General features: G+C 51.6%; 12 protein-coding genes and 1 rRNA gene. 11 read left to right on the top strand and 2 right to left on the bottom strand.

Annotated features, from left to right (window positions below; translation table 11 throughout):
* Positions 1-98 precede the first annotated feature (98 nt).
* From J2Z18_RS00065 to J2Z18_RS00050, 4 genes are all read left to right on the top strand, one after another.
* A complete protein-coding gene (locus J2Z18_RS00065) occupies positions 99-1,025 on the top strand; it encodes a glycosyltransferase family 2 protein (RefSeq protein WP_210093949.1) in 927 nt (308 codons plus the stop codon).
* 110 nt (positions 1,026-1,135) lie between these two features.
* On the top strand, positions 1,136-2,047 hold the full coding sequence (locus J2Z18_RS00060; RefSeq protein ID WP_210093948.1) for a glycosyltransferase family 2 protein: 912 nt from the start codon (positions 1,136-1,138) through the stop codon (positions 2,045-2,047).
* Positions 2,044-3,444, top strand: coding sequence for an undecaprenyl-phosphate glucose phosphotransferase (locus J2Z18_RS00055; RefSeq protein ID WP_210093947.1), 1,401 nt, complete (start codon positions 2,044-2,046; stop codon positions 3,442-3,444). The genes J2Z18_RS00060 and J2Z18_RS00055 overlap by 4 nt, the downstream gene beginning before the upstream one ends.
* Positions 3,445-3,574: 130 nt before the next feature.
* Positions 3,575-4,447, top strand: a complete 873-nt coding sequence (locus J2Z18_RS00050) for a phosphatidylinositol-specific phospholipase C/glycerophosphodiester phosphodiesterase family protein (RefSeq protein WP_210093946.1) — start codon at positions 3,575-3,577, stop codon at positions 4,445-4,447.
* Positions 4,448-4,693: 246 nt separating this feature from the next.
* Here J2Z18_RS00050 and J2Z18_RS00045 read toward each other — a convergent pair whose 3' ends face one another.
* Positions 4,694-4,972, bottom strand: a complete 279-nt coding sequence (locus J2Z18_RS00045; protein WP_210093945.1) for a hypothetical protein — start codon at positions 4,970-4,972, stop codon at positions 4,694-4,696.
* Positions 4,973-5,119: 147 nt separating this feature from the next.
* Here J2Z18_RS00045 and J2Z18_RS00040 point away from each other — a divergent pair, with 147 nt between their 5' ends.
* The 6 genes from J2Z18_RS00040 (at position 5,120) to J2Z18_RS00015 (ending at position 16,619) form a co-directional block, all read left to right on the top strand.
* Complete coding sequence (locus J2Z18_RS00040; protein ID WP_210093944.1) at positions 5,120-5,734, top strand: class I SAM-dependent methyltransferase; 615 nt, start codon at positions 5,120-5,122, stop codon at positions 5,732-5,734.
* 246 nt (positions 5,735-5,980) lie between these two features.
* Positions 5,981-6,670: a heptaprenylglyceryl phosphate synthase gene (gene pcrB / locus J2Z18_RS00035; RefSeq protein WP_210093943.1), complete on the top strand. Its 690-nt coding sequence runs from the start codon at positions 5,981-5,983 to the stop codon at positions 6,668-6,670.
* Positions 6,671-6,844: 174 nt separating this feature from the next.
* Positions 6,845-9,175, top strand: coding sequence for a DNA helicase PcrA (gene pcrA, locus J2Z18_RS00030; RefSeq protein ID WP_210093942.1), 2,331 nt, complete (start codon positions 6,845-6,847; stop codon positions 9,173-9,175).
* Positions 9,176-9,305: 130 nt separating this feature from the next.
* Positions 9,306-11,321 carry an NAD-dependent DNA ligase LigA gene (gene ligA / locus J2Z18_RS00025; RefSeq protein WP_210093941.1) on the top strand — a complete coding sequence of 672 codons (2,016 nt, stop codon included), beginning with the start codon at positions 9,306-9,308 and terminating at the stop codon, positions 11,319-11,321.
* A 399-nt stretch (positions 11,322-11,720) separates the two neighbouring features.
* Positions 11,721-16,289: a S8 family serine peptidase gene (locus J2Z18_RS30745; protein WP_276824970.1), complete on the top strand. Its 4,569-nt coding sequence runs from the start codon at positions 11,721-11,723 to the stop codon at positions 16,287-16,289.
* Positions 16,290-16,424: 135 nt separating this feature from the next.
* Positions 16,425-16,619 carry a hypothetical protein gene (locus J2Z18_RS00015; RefSeq protein WP_210093940.1) on the top strand — a complete coding sequence of 65 codons (195 nt, stop codon included), beginning with the start codon at positions 16,425-16,427 and terminating at the stop codon, positions 16,617-16,619.
* A 216-nt stretch (positions 16,620-16,835) separates the two neighbouring features.
* Here the strand turns inward: J2Z18_RS00015 and J2Z18_RS00010 are convergent, their stop codons facing one another.
* Complete coding sequence (locus J2Z18_RS00010; protein WP_210093939.1) at positions 16,836-18,092, bottom strand: MFS transporter; 1,257 nt, start codon at positions 18,090-18,092, stop codon at positions 16,836-16,838.
* Positions 18,093-18,575: 483 nt separating this feature from the next.
* Between J2Z18_RS00010 and J2Z18_RS00005 the strand changes: the two genes are divergently transcribed.
* Positions 18,576-18,875, top strand: a 16S ribosomal RNA gene (locus tag J2Z18_RS00005); the annotation flags it as partial.

Here is an 18,875-nt window from a genome sequence, read left to right as displayed (position 1 = left end):
GGGCCTGAACTGCGGAAGCAGAGCAGGCCTTTGTTTATCGATCGGCGTATGGTAATATTCGTGTGATCCGTTAATCGTTATCCTGGAGGCTTTATTTTATGAAAAAGGTTCAGGTTCTGCTGTCCGCCTATAATGGAGAGGACTATATAGCTGAACAAATAAAGAGTATTTTACGCCAAAGCTATCCCCACATTTCCATTCTCGTTCGAGATGACGGGTCATCCGACCGAACGAGAGAACAGCTTCAACCTTTTATCGAATCCCACCCTGACAGGATCCAACAGATTAAAGGAAGCAACATAGGGGTGGTCCCAAGTTTTTTTGAACTTGTTATGCATTCCGATCCCCAGGCTGACTATTACTGTTTCTGTGATCAGGATGATGTCTGGTTGGATCATAAAATTGAACGGGCAGTGAATATGTTGGATTCACAATCGGACAATATTCCAGCTATGGTATTCACTGCAACGAAGCTCGTCGATAAAGAACTGCATTCCTTGGGTACTTGGCCAAAGGCCCCTTCGAAGCAGCCTTCATTCTATAATGCATTAATTCAAAACATTGCAGTCGGGGCCACGATAACAATAAATCGGGCTGCTAGAGATTTGTTTGTTAACAGATACCGAGTCGATCCTAGCAGGATCATTATGCACGACTGGTGGTTCTACCTATTGGTATCTGCATTCGGTAACGTCATTTATGATCAAAGTCCTTCCATGCTTTATAGACAACATGGAAATAACGTTGTTGGAGGAAGCAACTCATTTTTCGACAAATTAAACCAGAAGTATCGCAGTTACTTAAAACATAAAGGGGAACATCTTCTTGTCAGTCAAGCGAGGGAGTTCTACCGAGTTTATGGTCATTTGTTGGATGATGAAAAAAGGGAGCAACTTGAACTTTTTATTGCACCTAGACAACGGTTCAGGGAGAAAATACATTTCCTTCAAAGATCGAAACTTTATCGTCAATCGATTTTAGAGCAATCACTGTTTCGCTTCTTAATACTTGCGGGCTACATATAAGAGTGAAAGATAACTAGATTCTAGTAATTAAAGTGCTTTATTCCTGCCAACCATGCGTCTATGTGCTATAATGTCGATAGATTACTATATTTGTCAGGAGCCATGCAGCAATGGATGTTAGCATTTTAATCGTGAACTACAATACCCGTCAGCTGACGTTGGATTGTTTGCGATCGGTATACGCATCGGAGACCGAATTTACATATGAAGTCATCGTCATTGATAACGATTCGAAGGACGATTCCGTGCAGGCGATTCGCCAGGAGTTCCCGCTCGTTAAGCTGATTGAGAATACAGAAAATACCGGCTTTGCCAAAGCCAACAACCAGGGGATGGCAGCGGCGCAGGGACGTTATGTGCTGCTTTTAAATTCCGACACCGTGATCCAGCGGGATACGCTTCAAACGATGGTCGCTTTTATGGACCGTAATCCGATAACGGGCGCCTCGGGCTGCAAAATCATTCTGCCGGACGGTTCCCTGGACAAAGCGTGCAAGAGAGGCTTTCCAACGCCATCCGCTTCCTTTTACTATGCTTTCGGCCTGAGCAAGCTGTTTCCGCATCATCCGCGCTTCAATCAGTATCAGCTGGGCTATCTCGATCCCGATCAGGAGTATCCCGTGGACTGCCTGGTGGGCGCGTTCATGCTGGTACGGCGGGAGACGATTGAGCAGGTAGGCGGGTTGGACGAGACATTTTTCATGTATGGAGAAGATATCGATTGGTGCTACCGGATCAAGCAGGCCGGGTGGGGGATCCACTACTATCCTCGTACGACCATCGTGCATTACAAAGGCGGAAGCGCCCGGCGCCGTCCCTTCAAAATTATTTATGAATTCCATCGGGCGATGATTTTGTTCCATCGGAAGCATTACCGGAAGAAGTACAACATATTGGTTAACGGAGCGGTATATGCAGGCGTCGGATTGAAAATGCTTCTGGCCCTGCTCACGAACCGGCTGAAGCCGATTCGGCCGGCATCGATGCCCTCATCTTCCGGCGGAGTGGAGGTGAAATCATGATCCGCAAGAATCAGGGCTTCTTGACCCGAGTCTATATGCTGACCGACTTTGTGTTCATCCAGCTGTCGTTCCTGCTCGCATGGTGGATCAAATTCGAAAGCGGCTGGTTCCCATATGAAAGGCCGCTTCCCATCGAATCGTACGGAATGTGGAGTTTGGTGTACGGCGGGGTTGCCGTCGCGGTCGGCATCATGATTTCGTTGTACTCGCCTAAGCGAAAGAAACGTTTTGCCGACGAGTTCATGAAGATCTTCCAAATGCATTTTATTGGGATGTTCATCCTGCTCAGCTTGATGTTCTTCGTGAAGGAGGTCAATATCTCCCGCTGGTATCTCGCCATCTACATGATCCTGAACGTAGCGTCGATCATCCTGTACCGCTATTTTCTGAAGAAGACGCTGAAGCATTTCCGGGAAAAAGGCTACAATCGCCAGTTCGTCCTCATCGTGGGTGCTGGAACGCTGGGCAAGCGGTTCTATAAAAATCTGCAGCAGTACCCTGAACTCGGTTACGAGGTGATCGGGTTCCTGGACGATTACCAGCAATGGAGCGAGCTGGAGGAGAGGCGTTTCAAACCGATCCTTGGATCGGTCAGCGACCTGGACAATGTGTTGAACGAAAAGCTCATCGACGAAGTTGTGCTGGCCTTGCCGCTCAATGCCCATCACAAATATCCCGAGATCATCGCAGCTTGCGAGAAGGCGGGCGTGCGTACGCTCATTATTCCGGACTTTTTCGATTATCTTCCGGCCCGGCCGGTATTCGACAACTTTGCGGGCATGCCGATGATCAATGTGCGGGATATTCCCCTGGATCTGGCCGCGAACCGGCTATTTAAGCGGGCGTTCGATATTGTCTTTTCACTGGTGGCGATTATCCTGACGCTCCCGGTCATGGTCGGTATTTTCATCGGCATCAAGCTGACCTCGCCAGGGCCGGCGATCTTCAAGCAGGAGCGGGTAGGGCTTAACCGCCGCACGTTCAACATGTATAAATTCCGTTCCATGAAGCCGCTGCCGCCAGGCGCAGTCGACACCGGATGGACCGTGGAAAATGACCCGCGTCGCACCAAATTCGGTTCGTTCTTGCGCAAGACCAGTCTCGACGAGCTGCCGCAGTTCTTCAATGTGCTGTTTGGGCATATGAGCGTCGTCGGCCCAAGACCGGAGCGCCCGTACTACGTGGAGCAGTTCAAAGAGGAAATTCCGAAATACATGGTGAAGCACCATGTTCGGCCTGGCATTACCGGTTGGGCGCAGAGCAATGGGCTGCGCGGCGATACGTCGATTGAGGAACGGATCAAGCATGATATTTTTTACATTGAAAACTGGTCCATTCTGTTTGATATCAAGATTATTCTTCGTACGATCCGCAATGGCTTCAAGAATGCTTACTAATCATCTCAACCAAAACCCGCAATTTGGCACAAGCCGAATGCGGGTTTTTCCGTTTGGTTCCCCGTACTGACGGGTATTAACCTAGCAAATAGACCAATACGCAACTAGTCTACGGTGAGGCGGGGATATTATGAGGCGAATGACGGCGGTTGGTGCATTGTTCTCGTTAATAGTGATACTTATGCTGAGCTATATCCAAGATGGTTCGGAAGAGCGGCAGGGCTTTACGGCCTATCGTCTAATTGCCCATGCAGCGGGGAGTATCGGAGATCAGCCGTATACGAATGCATATGAGGCGATGGTCGCTAATTATAAGCAGGGCACCCGGGTATTCGAGATCGACTTTATGCTGACGGCTGATCGAAAGGTCGTAGCACGGCATGAGTGGACGGCGAGCATGAGCGAACAGCTTGGCCAGGTGGATCAGTTGCCGAAGGAGAAGCAGGGGGCACGTCTGACCCACGAGGAGTTTATGGAGACACCGATATTGGAGCGGTACCAGCCGATGGATGTGGATGCGGTGATGGACTTGATGGCCGGCGTTCCGGATATCTATATCGTGACCGATACGAAAGAGCAGAAGGATGAAGACATCCGCCTGCTCTTGACGGAGCTGACAGAGGCTGCCTTGGCTCGGGATCCGGCATTGCTTGATCGGGTGGTGATCCAGATTTACAATGAACCGATGCTGGATATGGTGAGGGAGATCTACCCGTTTTCCTCCATCATTTACACGCTGTATGCGACAACAGACTCGCCGGAGCGGATCATTGCGTTTGTGAAAGCGAATCATATTGACGCCGTAACCATGCCGGAGCACCGGGTAAATCCCAACTTTGTGGCGAAGCTGAAGGATGCGGGGGCAGTCACGTATGTGCACACCATCAACGACGCCAATACGGTGAACAATTATGAAAAATGGGGCGTGTACGGCGTCTATTCCGACCTTTTAACCGAACCGGAGCTGGAAAAGATTAGCCTGCGCTATGCACTCCAAAAGTAACCGAACTGCTTGTGCGACTCCTCGTGCTGAGCCTGCTCGCGACCCTGACGCCTCTCCCCTTACCTTCCGGTCATAGCCCTTACCGGATTTTAACCTGGACGAAACCTTTGTCCGAAAAATGCCCAGCCGACTAATATTCCATACTTCAGTACGATTTACATAATATGGATGATTGTGATATTATAACGAAGCCGCAAGCATTGTTTGTACCGAAAATAAAGTATGTGACTCTATGTTTATTCCTCACTAGCATGAATCTCGACTTACCTTCGCCATGTGCCCACATGCAGCCATCCTGCAAGTTTGATCACACTCTGTACTTCTTGTACTTCCGAACTTCTTGTAATTCCGAACTTCTTGTGCTTCCTGAACTACCTGAACTACCTGAACTACCTGAACTATCTGAACCACCTGAACTTCCTGAACTTCCTGAACTTTCTGAACTTCCTGTGCTTCCTGTACCTCTTGCTCTTCTAGCATTTCAAGCATTTCTAACATTTCTAGCACTTCTTGCACTTTTTGCACTTTCTACGCTTCCTAAGAACCCGCTAATCCATGTTTTTGAGAAGGCTCCTTAACATCCAGATGTTACTGGTTACTTTGCAGTACGTTTGTCCAAGCATGAATACTTGAAGACTTACTATTCATTCCGTATGGGGAGGGAATCCATCCATGGAAAAAATGATTCAAGATTTCATTGAAAGCAGCAAACAGCAATGGGACGAAGAGTATAAAGCGCAGATGTGGGATTACTTATCCGATATGACCGAGTACGCCCGGTATTCCGTCGTATACGGCTACATTCGGAAGTTTGCCGCGACTGAGGGGATTTTGGATATGGGATGCGGTGCGGGCAATCTGTACGATCTGCTGACGGAGCAGGAAAAGCCGGCATATGTAGGCGTCGATCTGTCGGAGGAAGCGATCAAAATCGCCTCGGGGAAAACGGACAGCCCTATTTTCCATTGCGCCGACATCAATCATTACACGCCGCCGAGATCCTTCGACGTCATCGTCTTTAACGAATCGCTGCAGTATGTCCCGAACACGCCGGCCAAGCTGCTGGAATACGCCGAGTTTCTTACGCCGGGCGGAGTTATCGTCACATCGATGTATTCGCACAAAAACCAGCAGGATCCCGATTACGCCATGGTGGAACACAAAATTCAAGAGATGGAGACCTGCGGGTCGTTTGAGGTAGTGGATAAGGTAAGCTTGTTCAATCATAAAGCCGGTTTAAAATGGTACATCCACGTACTTAAACCAAACAACACCGCGAAAAAGTAACACAATAACCGGATGCTTGAAGCTTTGCCCAATCTTCTCCCGCTAACGGGAAGGGTTGGGATTTTTATGCTCATCGCGTCCCGTTCCCTGCAACCGCCATGAAACGGTTTGAGCGCACATCCCTCGCTTCCCCGCCATTACCAAAAAAATGTTCGTATTTTATGCGAACATAAATTGACTTGCATACCGTGCTGGCATAGACTTAATTTAGTATAATAGTAACCCGTGAACGTGGAGGTATGACGCTTGAAAGATTTGATACAATCCTGGCGGCATGTGTTTAAGCTGGATCCCGACAAGGAGATCGCCGACGATGCCCTTGATGCGGTATGCATGTCAGGAACCGATGCGATTATGGTAGGAGGCTCGACCGGCGTTACCTATGAAAATACGGTGGATCTCCTGTCCCGTGTTCGCCGCTATGAGCTGCCGTGCGTGCAGGAGGTGTCCGATCTGGAAGCCGTTGTACCCGGATTTGATCTATACATGATTCCCATGGTGCTGAATACCGGGGATCCGACATGGATACTCGGCCGCCATCATGAAGGAATCGAGCGGTATGGTTATATGATTCCGTGGGAGCTGGTCGTGGCGGAGGGCTATATTGTGCTGAATCCGGATGCGGCCGTTGCCGAGCTGACAGGTGCGAATACCGCGCTGGATGCAAGCTCTGCCGCAGCTTACGCCCAAGTGGCGGACAAGCTCATGCAGCTGCCGGTCGTCTATTTGGAATACAGCGGTGCGTTCGGCGATATGGAGACCGTCCGCAAGGTGCGCCGATCGCTTGATCAGGCCCGTCTATTTTACGGCGGGGGAATCACGAACGCAGAGCGGGCTGCTGAGGCTGCGGCATGCGCCGATACCATCATCGTGGGCAATATCGTATATGATGACCTGGAGCAGGCACTGGCGACGGTCAATGCGGTGAAGGGCTGACAACCTGACACCTGATTCCTATAGTCTTGATGCACATGAGTATTAGTCCACAGAGGCCAAATTAGACCGCCGAACATTCCTTAAACAGACCCCGGATTTTTTGTACAACCCTATTTTATAAAAAGCACACCACGACGCACATTGCTCAAATTTACACCCTAGGAGGCAATCTTTATGCATTCCATTGACATACATGAGGCGATCAAGCGCCTCAATCCCCAGCAGCGGCAGGCCGTGGAGGCCACTGACGGACCGCTGCTCATCATGGCCGGAGCGGGCTCCGGCAAGACGCGGGTGCTGACGCACCGGATCGCGTACCTGATCGCCACGCGCAAGGCGGCGCCTTGGAGCATCCTGGCGATTACCTTTACAAATAAAGCCGCCCGCGAAATGCAGGAGCGGGTCTCGAAGCTCGTCGGCCGGGAAGGGCAGGATATCTGGGTATCGACGTTCCACTCGATGTGTGTGCGTATTTTGCGCAGGGATATTGAGCGGCTTGGCTTTACGTCGAATTTCAGCATCCTGGACTCGACCGACCAATTATCCGTGATCCGGAATGTGATGAAGCACCACAATATAGATCCTAAGAAATTTGAACCGAAGGCGGTACAAGCCGCCATTAGCGCGGCAAAGAACGAGCTGATTACTCCGCAGCAATATGAGCAGAAAGCGGGAGATTATTTCGAGAGCTTGGTCGCCAAGGTGTATGTGGATTACCAGAAGCGTCTGAAGAGCAACAACTCCCTCGATTTTGACGATCTGATCATGACGACGATCCAGCTGTTCAAGGAAGTGCCGGAAGTGCTTGATTTCTACCAGCGCAAATTCCAGTATATCCATGTGGATGAATACCAGGATACGAACCGGGCGCAGTATATGCTGTGCCGGATGCTGGCCGACAGCCATCACCGGATTTGCGTCGTCGGCGACAGCGACCAGTCCATCTATCGCTGGCGCGGCGCGGATATCACGAACATCCTGAATTTTGAGGAGGATTATCCGGAGGCGCGGACGATTCTGCTGGAGCAGAATTACCGTTCCACATCGAACATCCTGAATGCCGCCAACAACGTGATCGCCCTCAATACCGGCCGCAAGCCGAAAAACCTGTGGACCGAGCAGGGGGAAGGGCCGAAGATCAAGGTGTTCCGCGGGGATACGGAGCATGACGAGGGATATTTTGTGACTTCGGAGATCAGCAAGAACATCAAGGCCGGCAAAAACTACGCGGACCATGCGATTCTCTACCGGACGAACGCCCAGTCGCGGGTGATCGAGGAAATTCTGATCAAGTCGGATATTCCGTACCAGATCGTCGGGGGCATCAAGTTCTACGACCGCAAAGAGATCAAGGATATGCTGGCCTATCTGCGCCTCATTTCCAACCCGGATGACGATATCAGTTTGACGCGAATCATTAACGTACCGAAGCGGAGCATCGGGGATACGACGGTAGCGAAGCTTGCGGCTGCCGCCGGAGAGCGGGGCATCTCGATTTTCCGTGTGCTGGAGGTTGTGGATGACCTCGGCTTCGCCGGGCGGACGCGCAATGCGCTCGTTAACTTCTACGATATGATTGACGCACTGAACAAAATGGTGGAGTACCTGTCCGTGACGGAGCTTACCGAGAAAATGCTGGAGATGTCGGAATACCGGCTTGAGCTGCAAAATGAAAACACGCTCGAATCCCGTTCCAGGCTCGAGAACATCGACGAGTTCCTGTCGGTAACCCAGGAGTTCGAGAAGAACAATGAGGATAAGTCGCTCGTCTCCTTCCTGACGGATCTCGCCTTGATCGCGGATATCGACACGATGAATGACGACGAGGAAGACAAGAGCGATGCGGTCGTGCTGATGACGATGCACAGCGCCAAGGGACTTGAATTCCCGGTTGTTTTCATTATTGGCATGGAGGAGGGCGTATTCCCGCACAGCCGTGCTTTTATGGACAATGAAGAGCTGGAGGAAGAGCGTCGCCTTGCCTATGTAGGCATAACGCGTGCGGAAAAGCAATTATTCCTGTCCTGTGCCCGCATGCGGACTTTGTTCGGCCGGACCACGGCCAATCCGCCTTCGCGCTTCCTGGATGAAATTCCGGATGAACTGAAGGAAGACACGCAGATGGCCCATGACCGCTACCGCCGCGGAGGCGGCGGCAATGTCGGCGGCTCGTATGCCGGCCGCGGCTTTGGCGGCGGGGGAGGCAGCAACTTCGGCGCATCCCGCACGAGCGATCTGTCGCTTGGAGGCTCAACCGCATCCGCCCAGACCGCTTCGAAGAGCCGTGTGACGATGGCGACAGGCGGGGCGGCCCGTCAGGCTGCAGCCGGCGGTAGCTCGGATTTCAAAGCCGGCGATAAAGTAGCCCATGGCAAATGGGGCACCGGCACGATCGTCGCGGTCAAAGGCAGCGGCAACGACATGGAGCTGCAGATCGCGTTCCCGGCACCGGTCGGCGTAAAACGGCTGCTGGCCGGCTTCGCTCCGATTACGAAAGTGGAATAAAGGCTAGAATTAGAGACGTAAGAGATAGGAAAGCAGGAAGCACTGTAACTGCAAGCATAAGCTCGCAATAACCTGCTTCGACGGTTCGAAGAATGATGCCCGTATTATATTAAAGGAGGATTCCCCCTGCATGGAGTTCAAGGAACAGATGGAGAAGCTCATCGCGGAGCTCAACCGATACAATTACCATTACTACACGCTGGATCAGCCGCTCGTGAGCGACAAGGAATATGATGCCTTATATGACCAGCTGGTAGCATTGGAGAGAGAGACCGGGGTCACGCTTCCGGATTCCCCTACCCAGCGGGTGGGCGGGGAGATTTTGAAGGGATTTACGCCGCATCGCCATTTGGCGCCGCTCTGGAGCTTGGACAAAGCCCAGAACATCGAGCAGCTTCGTACCTGGCATGACCGGGTCGTCCGGCTGGTTAATGACTACAATACGAAGAATCCCGGCAGCCCGCTGCCGACCCCTTGCTACGCGCTTGAGCTGAAGTTCGATGGGCTTACGCTGAATTTGACGTATCAGAACGGCAAGCTCATCCAAGCCTCGACGCGGGGGAACGGCGTGGTGGGCGAGGGCATCCTCTCCCAGGTGAAGACAATCAAATCGGTTCCGCTCACGATTCCGTTCACGGAAGGAACGATCGAAGTGCAGGGCGAGGGCATCATGAATCTGTCGGTGCTTGAGGAATACAATAAGACGGCGGTTGAGCCGCTTAAAAATGCACGCAACGCCGCGGCTGGCGCACTGCGCAACCTGAATCCGAAGGTAACGGCCGAGCGCAAGCTGAACGCTTATTTTTACAACATTGGTTACTCGGACGGCGTCGCGTTTAAGGACCACAAGGAAATGATGGATTTCCTGCGGGAGAACCGGTTCAAGGTGAATCCGTATATTTTCTATTTTGAGCAGTTCGATGACGTGATGGAGCAGCTGGCCGACATCGAGAAACGCCGCTCCGAGCTGGACTACCTGATCGACGGGGCCGTCGTGAAGGTGACCGATTTCCGAACTCGCGAGGCGCTCGGGTATACGGATAAATTCCCGCGTTGGGCGGTTGCTTACAAATTCGAAGCGGAAGAGACAACTACGGTGCTGCAGTCGGTATCCTGGAACGTGGGCCGCACGGGAAAAATCACCCCGCTTGCGCGCGTCGAACCAGTCGAGCTGGCAGGCGTTACGGTACAGAACTGCACGCTGAACAATATCGGGGATATTGAGCGCAAAAATCTCAAGTTCGCCCTCGGTACCCGCGTCTTTATCCGCCGTTCGAACGACGTCATCCCGGAAATCCTCGGCAAGGTAACGGAAGAGAACGACGGCGAGGAGATTCTGTATCCGGAGGCATGTCCGTCCTGCGGATTCCCGCTGGAGCAGCGCGGCGCGCACCTGTTCTGCAACAACAAGACGGGGTGCAAGCCGCAGATCGTCGCGCGGATTACGCATTTTGCTTCGCGGGATGCGATGGATATCGAGACGTTCAGCGACAAGACGGCGATCCAGCTGTATGAGGAGCTGGATGTACGAGAGCCGGCCGATCTGTACACGCTGTCCTTCGACAGCTTGGTTAAGCTGGAGCGGTTCGGGGAGAAGAAGGCGCAAAACCTGCTGGATGCGATCGAGAAGAGCAAGGAGCGGGATCTCGCGGCGTTTCTGTTCGCGCTTGGCATCCCGAATACCGGCAAATCCACGACCAAAATGCTTGCGGACCATTACCGGGATCTTCACCGCGTGATGGAGGCAACTGCCGAAGAACTGGTGGAGCTGCCGGACGTTGGCGGCATCGTGGCCGAGAGCATTGCCGGATATTTCGCGGATCCGTTCAACCGGGCGAGCATTGAGAAGATGCTGTCGCTCGGCGTGCAGGCCAAAGCACCGGAAGCGCCGAAGCCGGTGAGCACCGACTCGTTCTTCAGCGGGAAGACGGTCGTGCTGACCGGCACGCTGCACCTGCTCACCCGCGAGGAGGCCACCGAACGCCTGGAGGCGCTGGGAGCCAAAGTGACGGGCAGCGTCTCCAAGAAGACGGACCTGCTGATCGCCGGCGAGAAGGCAGGAAGCAAGCTGGCGAAGGCGCAGCAGCTCGGGATTGATATTTTGGATAATGAAGAAGAGTTTGTGCGGCTTTTGAACGAGGCTTGAGGAAGCTGAATGGATTGAACTCGGCGAGATGAGGCCGCCAAATTCAACAGCTCAATAAATTAGTTTGAAATAGCGATGCAGGAGTGGTTCCTGTGTCGCTATTTTTTTGCAGTGAAAATCTCTGGAGGACGATTTACGATGGCAACTCCATGCAGCCTTATAGGCATGGAAATGATGCTGGACCCTACTATTCGAGCATTCGCCAAAACCTCCTATCCTTCCGACAATACTTAACAATTAAATACAGAAAAGGATGAAGGAATATAAAATTTACACCTCGAAGTAATTTACCACGGGTCAGTCTTTCATAGAAAGAGGTGATAGAGAGGCGTTTTTGCTGCTAGTTTCAAGACCCTGTTTCATGGCTTTATACATTATGTTTCGGGGAGGAGCAAAGCTTTGAGTAAAAGATGGTTATCTATTCTATTAAGTTTACTATTGGCGCTATCTCTAGTCGTACCTGCAGCTGCGGCTCCTACGGAAGGATCGCAAGAGCTTAGCAGTTCGTTAAGCACCGAAGAAGCATTCCAATTGAAGCAGATGTTAGAGCATCGGGCGAAGCTGGCCGAGTTTCCTGAACTCGATCAGAGTCTAAGGAAATCAACGGGAGGTCCGACCAGAGTCATTGTTGAATTATCGGCCGAGCCTGTTGCGTTAAAGAAGGGAATTTCCGCACTGTCGGGCAGATCTTTTACGTCATCGATGGAAGCACAGGCGGAAGCCCAAGTGGAACAGCAGCAGCAGAAATTTATAGACAGCCTGGACTCCAAAAATATCGATCACGACGTTTCAAATCAATATAGCTATGCATTCAACGGTCTTTCCATGGAGATCGAAGGGAGCCAAGTCGAAGCACTGCTTGAGATCCCTGGTGTGCTTGGTGTGTATCCGGATCTGGAAGTAACGGCGGGTCCGAAGGTTGACGAAGTCAAGCCTTACATGAAGGATACGGGTCCTTTTATCGGGGCACCAGACGTGTGGGATTTGGGATACACCGGGAAGGGCATCAAGGTCGGTGTCATTGATACCGGCATTGATTACGAGCATCCGAACTTGAAGGACGCCTATAAGGGGGGATATGACTTCGTTGATAATGACAATGACCCTTATGAAGCAACGCCTCTTGATTGGGAGAACGATCCTACCAATCCGGCTCCGGTAGATGACAATGGAAGCACCTATTGGACTGATCATGGAACACATGTAGCGGGAACGATTGCTGCACGGGAAGCAGGCGAATTCGGTGTTGTGGGAATTGCGCCGGGAGCGAGCATCTATGCTTACCGTGTCCTTGGGCCATATGGCAGCGGTTATTCCAGCTGGGTGGTTGGCGGCATTGACCGCGCCGTTCAGGATGGCATGGATGTCATCAACCTATCCCTGGGTAATTCCCGTAATGATCCGGATTATGTGACATCGGTTGCGGTTAACAATGCCGCCTTGGCCGGCGTAACACCGGTTGTCGCGAGCGGCAATAGCGGTCCGAACCGCTGGACGGCCGGGTCACCGGCCACTTCCGCATTTGCCATAACTGTAGGCAACTCGACGGGACCAAGTGATGAGATTGCAGCCACCGGTTATTTTTACGCGGAAGAGGATCTTGAAATCGATCAGCCGGATAATACGGAACCGAGCGATCCTCCGGCAGAGCTGGGAAATGCAACGCAGCCGGATCAACAGCCAGTTCCGGAAGAAGGAGAGGATGCAGGTGAAGCCGATCTTGGACAAGAACCATCTGCAGGAACGTCAGAACCGGAGGCCGAGAGCCATGGAGAGGCATCGAACCTATCCGGTCATACGGAAGAAGACACAAGCGTACCAGCAACCGGTACATCGACTGAGCAAGACTCGGAACAGGGAACTCCTGTAGACTCCCCGTCAACAGACGAAGGAACCGAGTCGACCGACGGACAACTCCCGCTTGAACAGGAGGGGAACGGTTCTGTTGATGAGCAGAACAGACCGTTGACTGTTGTTGAAGCAACTTATGGAATGGATTTGATGGCCTGGAATTTGGCAGAGGATCCTGAAGTTGTACTTCAAGGAGATTTCGAGTTGGTCTATGCCGGACTTGGTTATCCTGAGGATTTCCAAGGGGTAAACGCTGAAGGCAAAATCGCATTGATTCAGAGAGGCGTCATTCCATTCGTGGACAAGATCGCCAGTGCGAAGGCAGCGGGAGCCATCGGTATTATCATTTACAACAATACGGATGACCCTAATAATCCGATCGCGTATCTTGGAGACAGCTTCCAATTCATCCCGACCTTCCGTACTAGCAAGGATGTGGGGGAGCAGATTAAGTCACTGCTTGGCGAACATCCGAACCTTCAAGTTCGGTTCTCCGATTTCAAGCGGACCCAAACCGAAGGGGATGAAATGTACACCTCGAGTTCAAGAGGACCAGCCAAGAAAACGCTGGATATCAAGCCGGATGTCGTAGCGCCAGGAACGAGCATCCTATCAACGGTACCGGCATACGGCAAGGATTCGCCAGAGGCGGATTACAGCCAAGCGTATGATCGCTTCACGGGCACGAGCATGGCGTCTCCGCACGTTGCTGGTCTCGCTGCTCTGATCCTGGAAAAGAACAGCCATTGGTCGCCGTTTGATGTTAAGGTCGCGCTCATGAACAATGCGAAGGTTCTGAACACTGAATTGTACGAAGTCAATGATCAGGGGGCAGGCCGCGTACAAGCGCTCCAGACGATTCAAGCGGACACGTTGGTCAAGGTCATCGACAAGACAACTTATCAGGAGAAAGGAACCAGCAAAGAGTATGACAACATTACCGGCAGCATCAGTTTCGGCAACTTTACGGGGACGACAGCTAAAAAGGTCCAGAAGAAAATCCGGGTAGAGCAACTGGGGGCAAACGGGGGAGAGTTTAAGGTCGCAGTCAATTCTACTGTTGAGACGCCGGGCGTCTCGGTGACGGTAGATAAAGCCTCCTTCGCGCTGAACGGCCAAGAGGAACTGGTCGTTACCCTGGAAGTGCCGGAGGGCATTACGGGTGTTTCGGAGCAGCAAGGCTATATTACGCTGACAAATGGAACGCGGACGTATTCTGTACCGTATGCAGCGTACTTCAATTTAGAGATTACAGGAATTAAGTACACCAAAGTATTTAACGATACAGAGGTATATATTCCGCATTTCCCATTGGATCAGTACGGAAATCTTGGGAAATTGAATGTTTCATTCGAATTCTATAATCCGATGCAGATCGTCATTGCTGATCTGTACGACAGCCTGAACCCAGGAGCGGGGGTAGAAGGTGATGGAATAATTGGCCAAATTTTCGGGAATCAGGGGTACTTTGATGCTAACACGTCCTTTACAATCGGTTGGAACGGAAAATACGGCGATTATGCAACCGAGCAAGAGGTGGAAGTTCAGGATGGATTATACTCCATTGAACTTTTAGCTTTGGGTACAAATTTGCAAGTAAGTTCCGATTACTCCACCATCCCGTTCTTCGTCAAACGAGCAGCGCCGGTTATCCATACAGAACAAGATGTACAGCTTTCAGGCAAGGATAAGCCTGCCTTAAGCGGTACAATCGAGGATCTCTATGTAACTGCTGCTCCGGCGATGTGGGATGAATGGGCAATCGACTTCGACGTAAGCGAATGGCTCGATGCCAAATACACGATCAAGAGAGCCAACAAATCCGTAGCCAAGGAAGGAAGCTTTGATGTTGAGCAGGATGGGGCATTTACCATTCCGCTTGATGGACTGTCCTCGGGCAACTATACGGTAGAGCTTTCGGTCAAGGACCGTCAAGGTCTGGAAGGAACGGCAACGGTTGATCTGCAGCTGACCGGTGCTCCGGGTCCTGGCAACCCGGATCCGGGTAACCCAGGCGGTGGCTCCGGCGGAGGAGGCGGATCATCGTCCGGTGGCGGTTCTACGACTCCATCCACACCGGCTCCTGAAGTATCGGGCGATGCCAAAGTAACAACGAAGAAAAATACGGATGGCACCGAATCCGCCACCGCTGCATTGTCTGAAACCGCAGTGAGTGCAGGCATTGCCGGAGACGGCAAGGAAGTGAAGCTGGATGTATCAAAGCTGGACTTCACGAAGTACAGCGACGTTGCATTTACTTTAAACAAGGCAACCGTTGATAAGCTAAAAGCCTCCGGCAAGCCGCTGGTCATTCAAGGCAACGGCTTTGCGTTGACGGTGCCTGCCGATGCGCTGGATGATTTCACGACGGCCAGCGGATTCAATTTGACGGTGTCCGTAGCTGCCGGCAAGGCAGGAAATCCTGCAAGCTTGAATGTTGTTTCGCCGCTCGTGACGGTGAAGCATGCCGATAAGTTCAAGCATTCGATTTTGCTGACACTAAACTATGATTCGGCCAAGGTGAAGGATGCGCGCAAGGTTGGCGCCTACATGCAGTCGGCAACAGGAGACATGGTGTCCGCAGGCTTACTGCATTCTGCCGCAAAAGGCTCCATTACCTTCCGGATCTACGTTCCGGCATCCTACGTTGCCGCCGAGAACAGCGTAACCTTCAATGACATCAGCGGTCACTGGGCCAAGGATGAGATTGAAGTTGCCGCCTCACAGCACGTCACGTACGGCACAGGGGCCGGACGCTTCTCACCGAACACAACCATAACCCGTGCAGAGTTCGCTACCCTCTTGGTCCGCATCTTTGAGACAGGCATCGATTGGGATACCCGCAGCAAGGAAGCGGGAGCGAAGAACCCGCTGACTCGGGTAGAGATGGTCACGATGATTGCCGACGCATTGAAGGTGGAGTCCGAAGGAGGCCAATTGTCCTTCAGCGATGCGAATCAAATTCCGGCTGATGCACGTGCCGCCGTCGCTTTTGCAGTTGAACAGGGTCTCGTCAAAGGGATGAACGGAAACCGTTTTGCACCTGAAGAGACTTCGACCCGGGCGCAAGTATCGGTCATCGTGTACCGCCTGCTGGATTACTTGAATAAAATCTGATCCTAGTTTTGATGCAACGACTCATCATTATCGAGGGACTCGGCTGGCAGCAGCCGGGCCCTTTTTTATTGACAGAACAATGAACGAATGCTTGTAATAAGGATAATGGACGAGCATAACGGGAGGCGAACAAAGTTGAAAACCCAAAAGATCATCATTTATTTTGTTATAGCGATCGTACCCGTATTCGTACTACTTACTGTGTTGGGTGACGTTGGCGAAGGGGCGGAAGGCGGTGGGATCCAGCGAAGCATAGAATGGGTGACAACCTATGTTTTGCCGTGGATCTTTCTCTATTGGTTTATTAAGCTGGTCCGTAAAATAAAGTAAACAAGCATGTCCCTGAGACACTGGTGACCACCGGGACCTCTTTTCATATAAAGCTCCCTCACAATCTGCCATCCCTAACATTAAAAAAAGAAAAACGCTCATCCGATCCGCAAACATGCGAATGGCGAGCGTCTTGGACATTTAATCTAGCTAATGGCCACCGTGTGAACCATTGTTTCTTTATTCGTAGTGATTTAAGGGGATCGCCAGAAACGGTTATTCCTTCGACCACTGATCGAGCGTTCGGTCACTTGGCAGCAAGAGGGCAAGAAGCCCCAGCAGAGGAAGGAAGCCAACGGCAATCATGACATTGGCAATTCCCCAGACGTCCCCGAGGTTTCCGAGCACCAGCGAGCCGATGCCGCCCATGCCGAAGGCAAAACCGGTGATCAGCCCGGAGACCGTTCCGATATTGCCGGGATGCAGCATTTGGGCGTACACCACGGTCACCGAGAAGCTGGATAAAAGCACGAATCCGCTGATGACTAGCAGCACCCCTGCCCAGAATGAAGATACGAAAGGCAGAATGAGCGCAATCGGCGCTGTCCCGACCATGGAGAAGATGATCAGATTCCGCCGTCCGTATCGATCGGCAAGCGGCCCCCCGAAGAAGGTGCCTACGGCTCCTGAAGCCAGGAATAGAAAAATATAAATTTGCGCATTTTCAATGGATATTCGGTAAGCCTCCATTAAATAAAAAGCGTAATAGCTGCTGATCGCTGCTCCGTACCAAGAGCGGATAAACACAAGGACGACGAGCACGACGGTCGCGTTCCAGATGCTTTTGCGGCGGGCAGGGTCCAGCGTTCTGCCGGCTGTTCTCTTTTTGAAGGTATAGCCTGCTTTCAGCATCCCGTGATACCACTTGGCAACATAGCTCTGAACGAGGATGCCGGCCCCCGCGACGAAGGTGAAGGCCATCGCTCCGATTTGCCCGTAGGGTACAAAAATAAACTTCGTAAGCAGCGGCGCCAGGGATTGTCCGGCATTGCCCCCAACCTGAAAGATCGATTGAGACAAGCCCTTTCGCATACCGGCCGCCATATGGGCGACCCGCATTCCTTCCGGATGGAAGGTTGCCGAGCCAAGGCCGATGAGTATAACGGCGAGCAGGACAAGCAAATAGGTATGCGCGTGCGCAAGAAGAAACACGCCCGCGAACGTAAAGCACATACCGATCGGCAGAAGAATCGGTGTCGGCCTGCGGTCGGCGGCATAGCCGATAACCGGCTGTATAAGGGAAGAAGTAAAGTTGATGGCAAAGGAAATCCAGCCGATTTGCGTAAAGGTTAGAAATAGATTGTCTTTTAAAATAGGAAAGATCGCAGGGATGACTGATTGAATCGAATCATTAAATAAGTGTACGAAGCTGATCGCAAGCAGTATCCGATATACCGTCGCCTGTTGAGTCCCGCCATGGACGGGGCTTGGGGGGGCAGAGGGTTTCTGGAGAGCTACGCTTCTGTCCGCCATTGAAGGAACTCCTTTCTTTTTATATAGAGTGGTGTTATGTAGTGGGCATAATCATGAACCATGCGCCGTTTCAGTGAACTAACATTAAAACCTTTTCGTGTGGAAATCAATGAATTCGAATAACAAAATGCAAATAAATCCGAAGTTCGGAAGGCAAACATGATGGAATAAAAAGGGGATCGATTTTTTTTAGCAAAGGCCTTGATAATTTTTCGCCCAGGTGGTATATTACTAATTGTCGCTTTTGACAAACGCTTTTGCAGGTTGTCGAACGGCGTCGAAAAAAAGTGTTGACATCACGTCGATAACTTGATATGATATAAACCTGCGCTGCTGATTGAATTGATCGGAGCGAAAGACGAAACATCAAGTTCCTTGAAAACTGAACAAATGGAACACGTCAATGAAACACAAGCAACGTGAAGACGTTGGCTTCTAAATGAGCTTAATCGCTCTTTCAATTCATCGTCCTTCGGACGATCTTTATTGGAGAGTTTGATCCTGGCTCAGGACGAACGCTGGCGGCGTGCCTAATACATGCAAGTCGAGCGGACTTGATGAGGAGCTTGCTTCTCTGAGAGTTAGCGGCGGACGGGTGAGTAACACGTAGGCAACCTGCCCTCAAGACTGGGATAACTACCGGAAACGGTAGCTAATACCGGATAATTAAATTCGCTGCATGGCGGGTTTATGAAAGGCGGAGCAATCTGTCACTTGAGGATGGGCCTGCGGCGCATTAGCTAGTTGGTGAGGTAACGGCTCACCAAGGCGACGATGCGTAGC

This window comes from Paenibacillus lactis, from assembly GCF_017873605.1.
GTDB classification, from domain to species: Bacteria; Bacillota; Bacilli; order Paenibacillales; family Paenibacillaceae; genus Paenibacillus_AQ; species Paenibacillus_AQ lactis.
The sequence above is the reverse complement of the archived record's forward strand: the minus strand, read 5'-3'. Positions and strand labels throughout refer to the sequence as shown.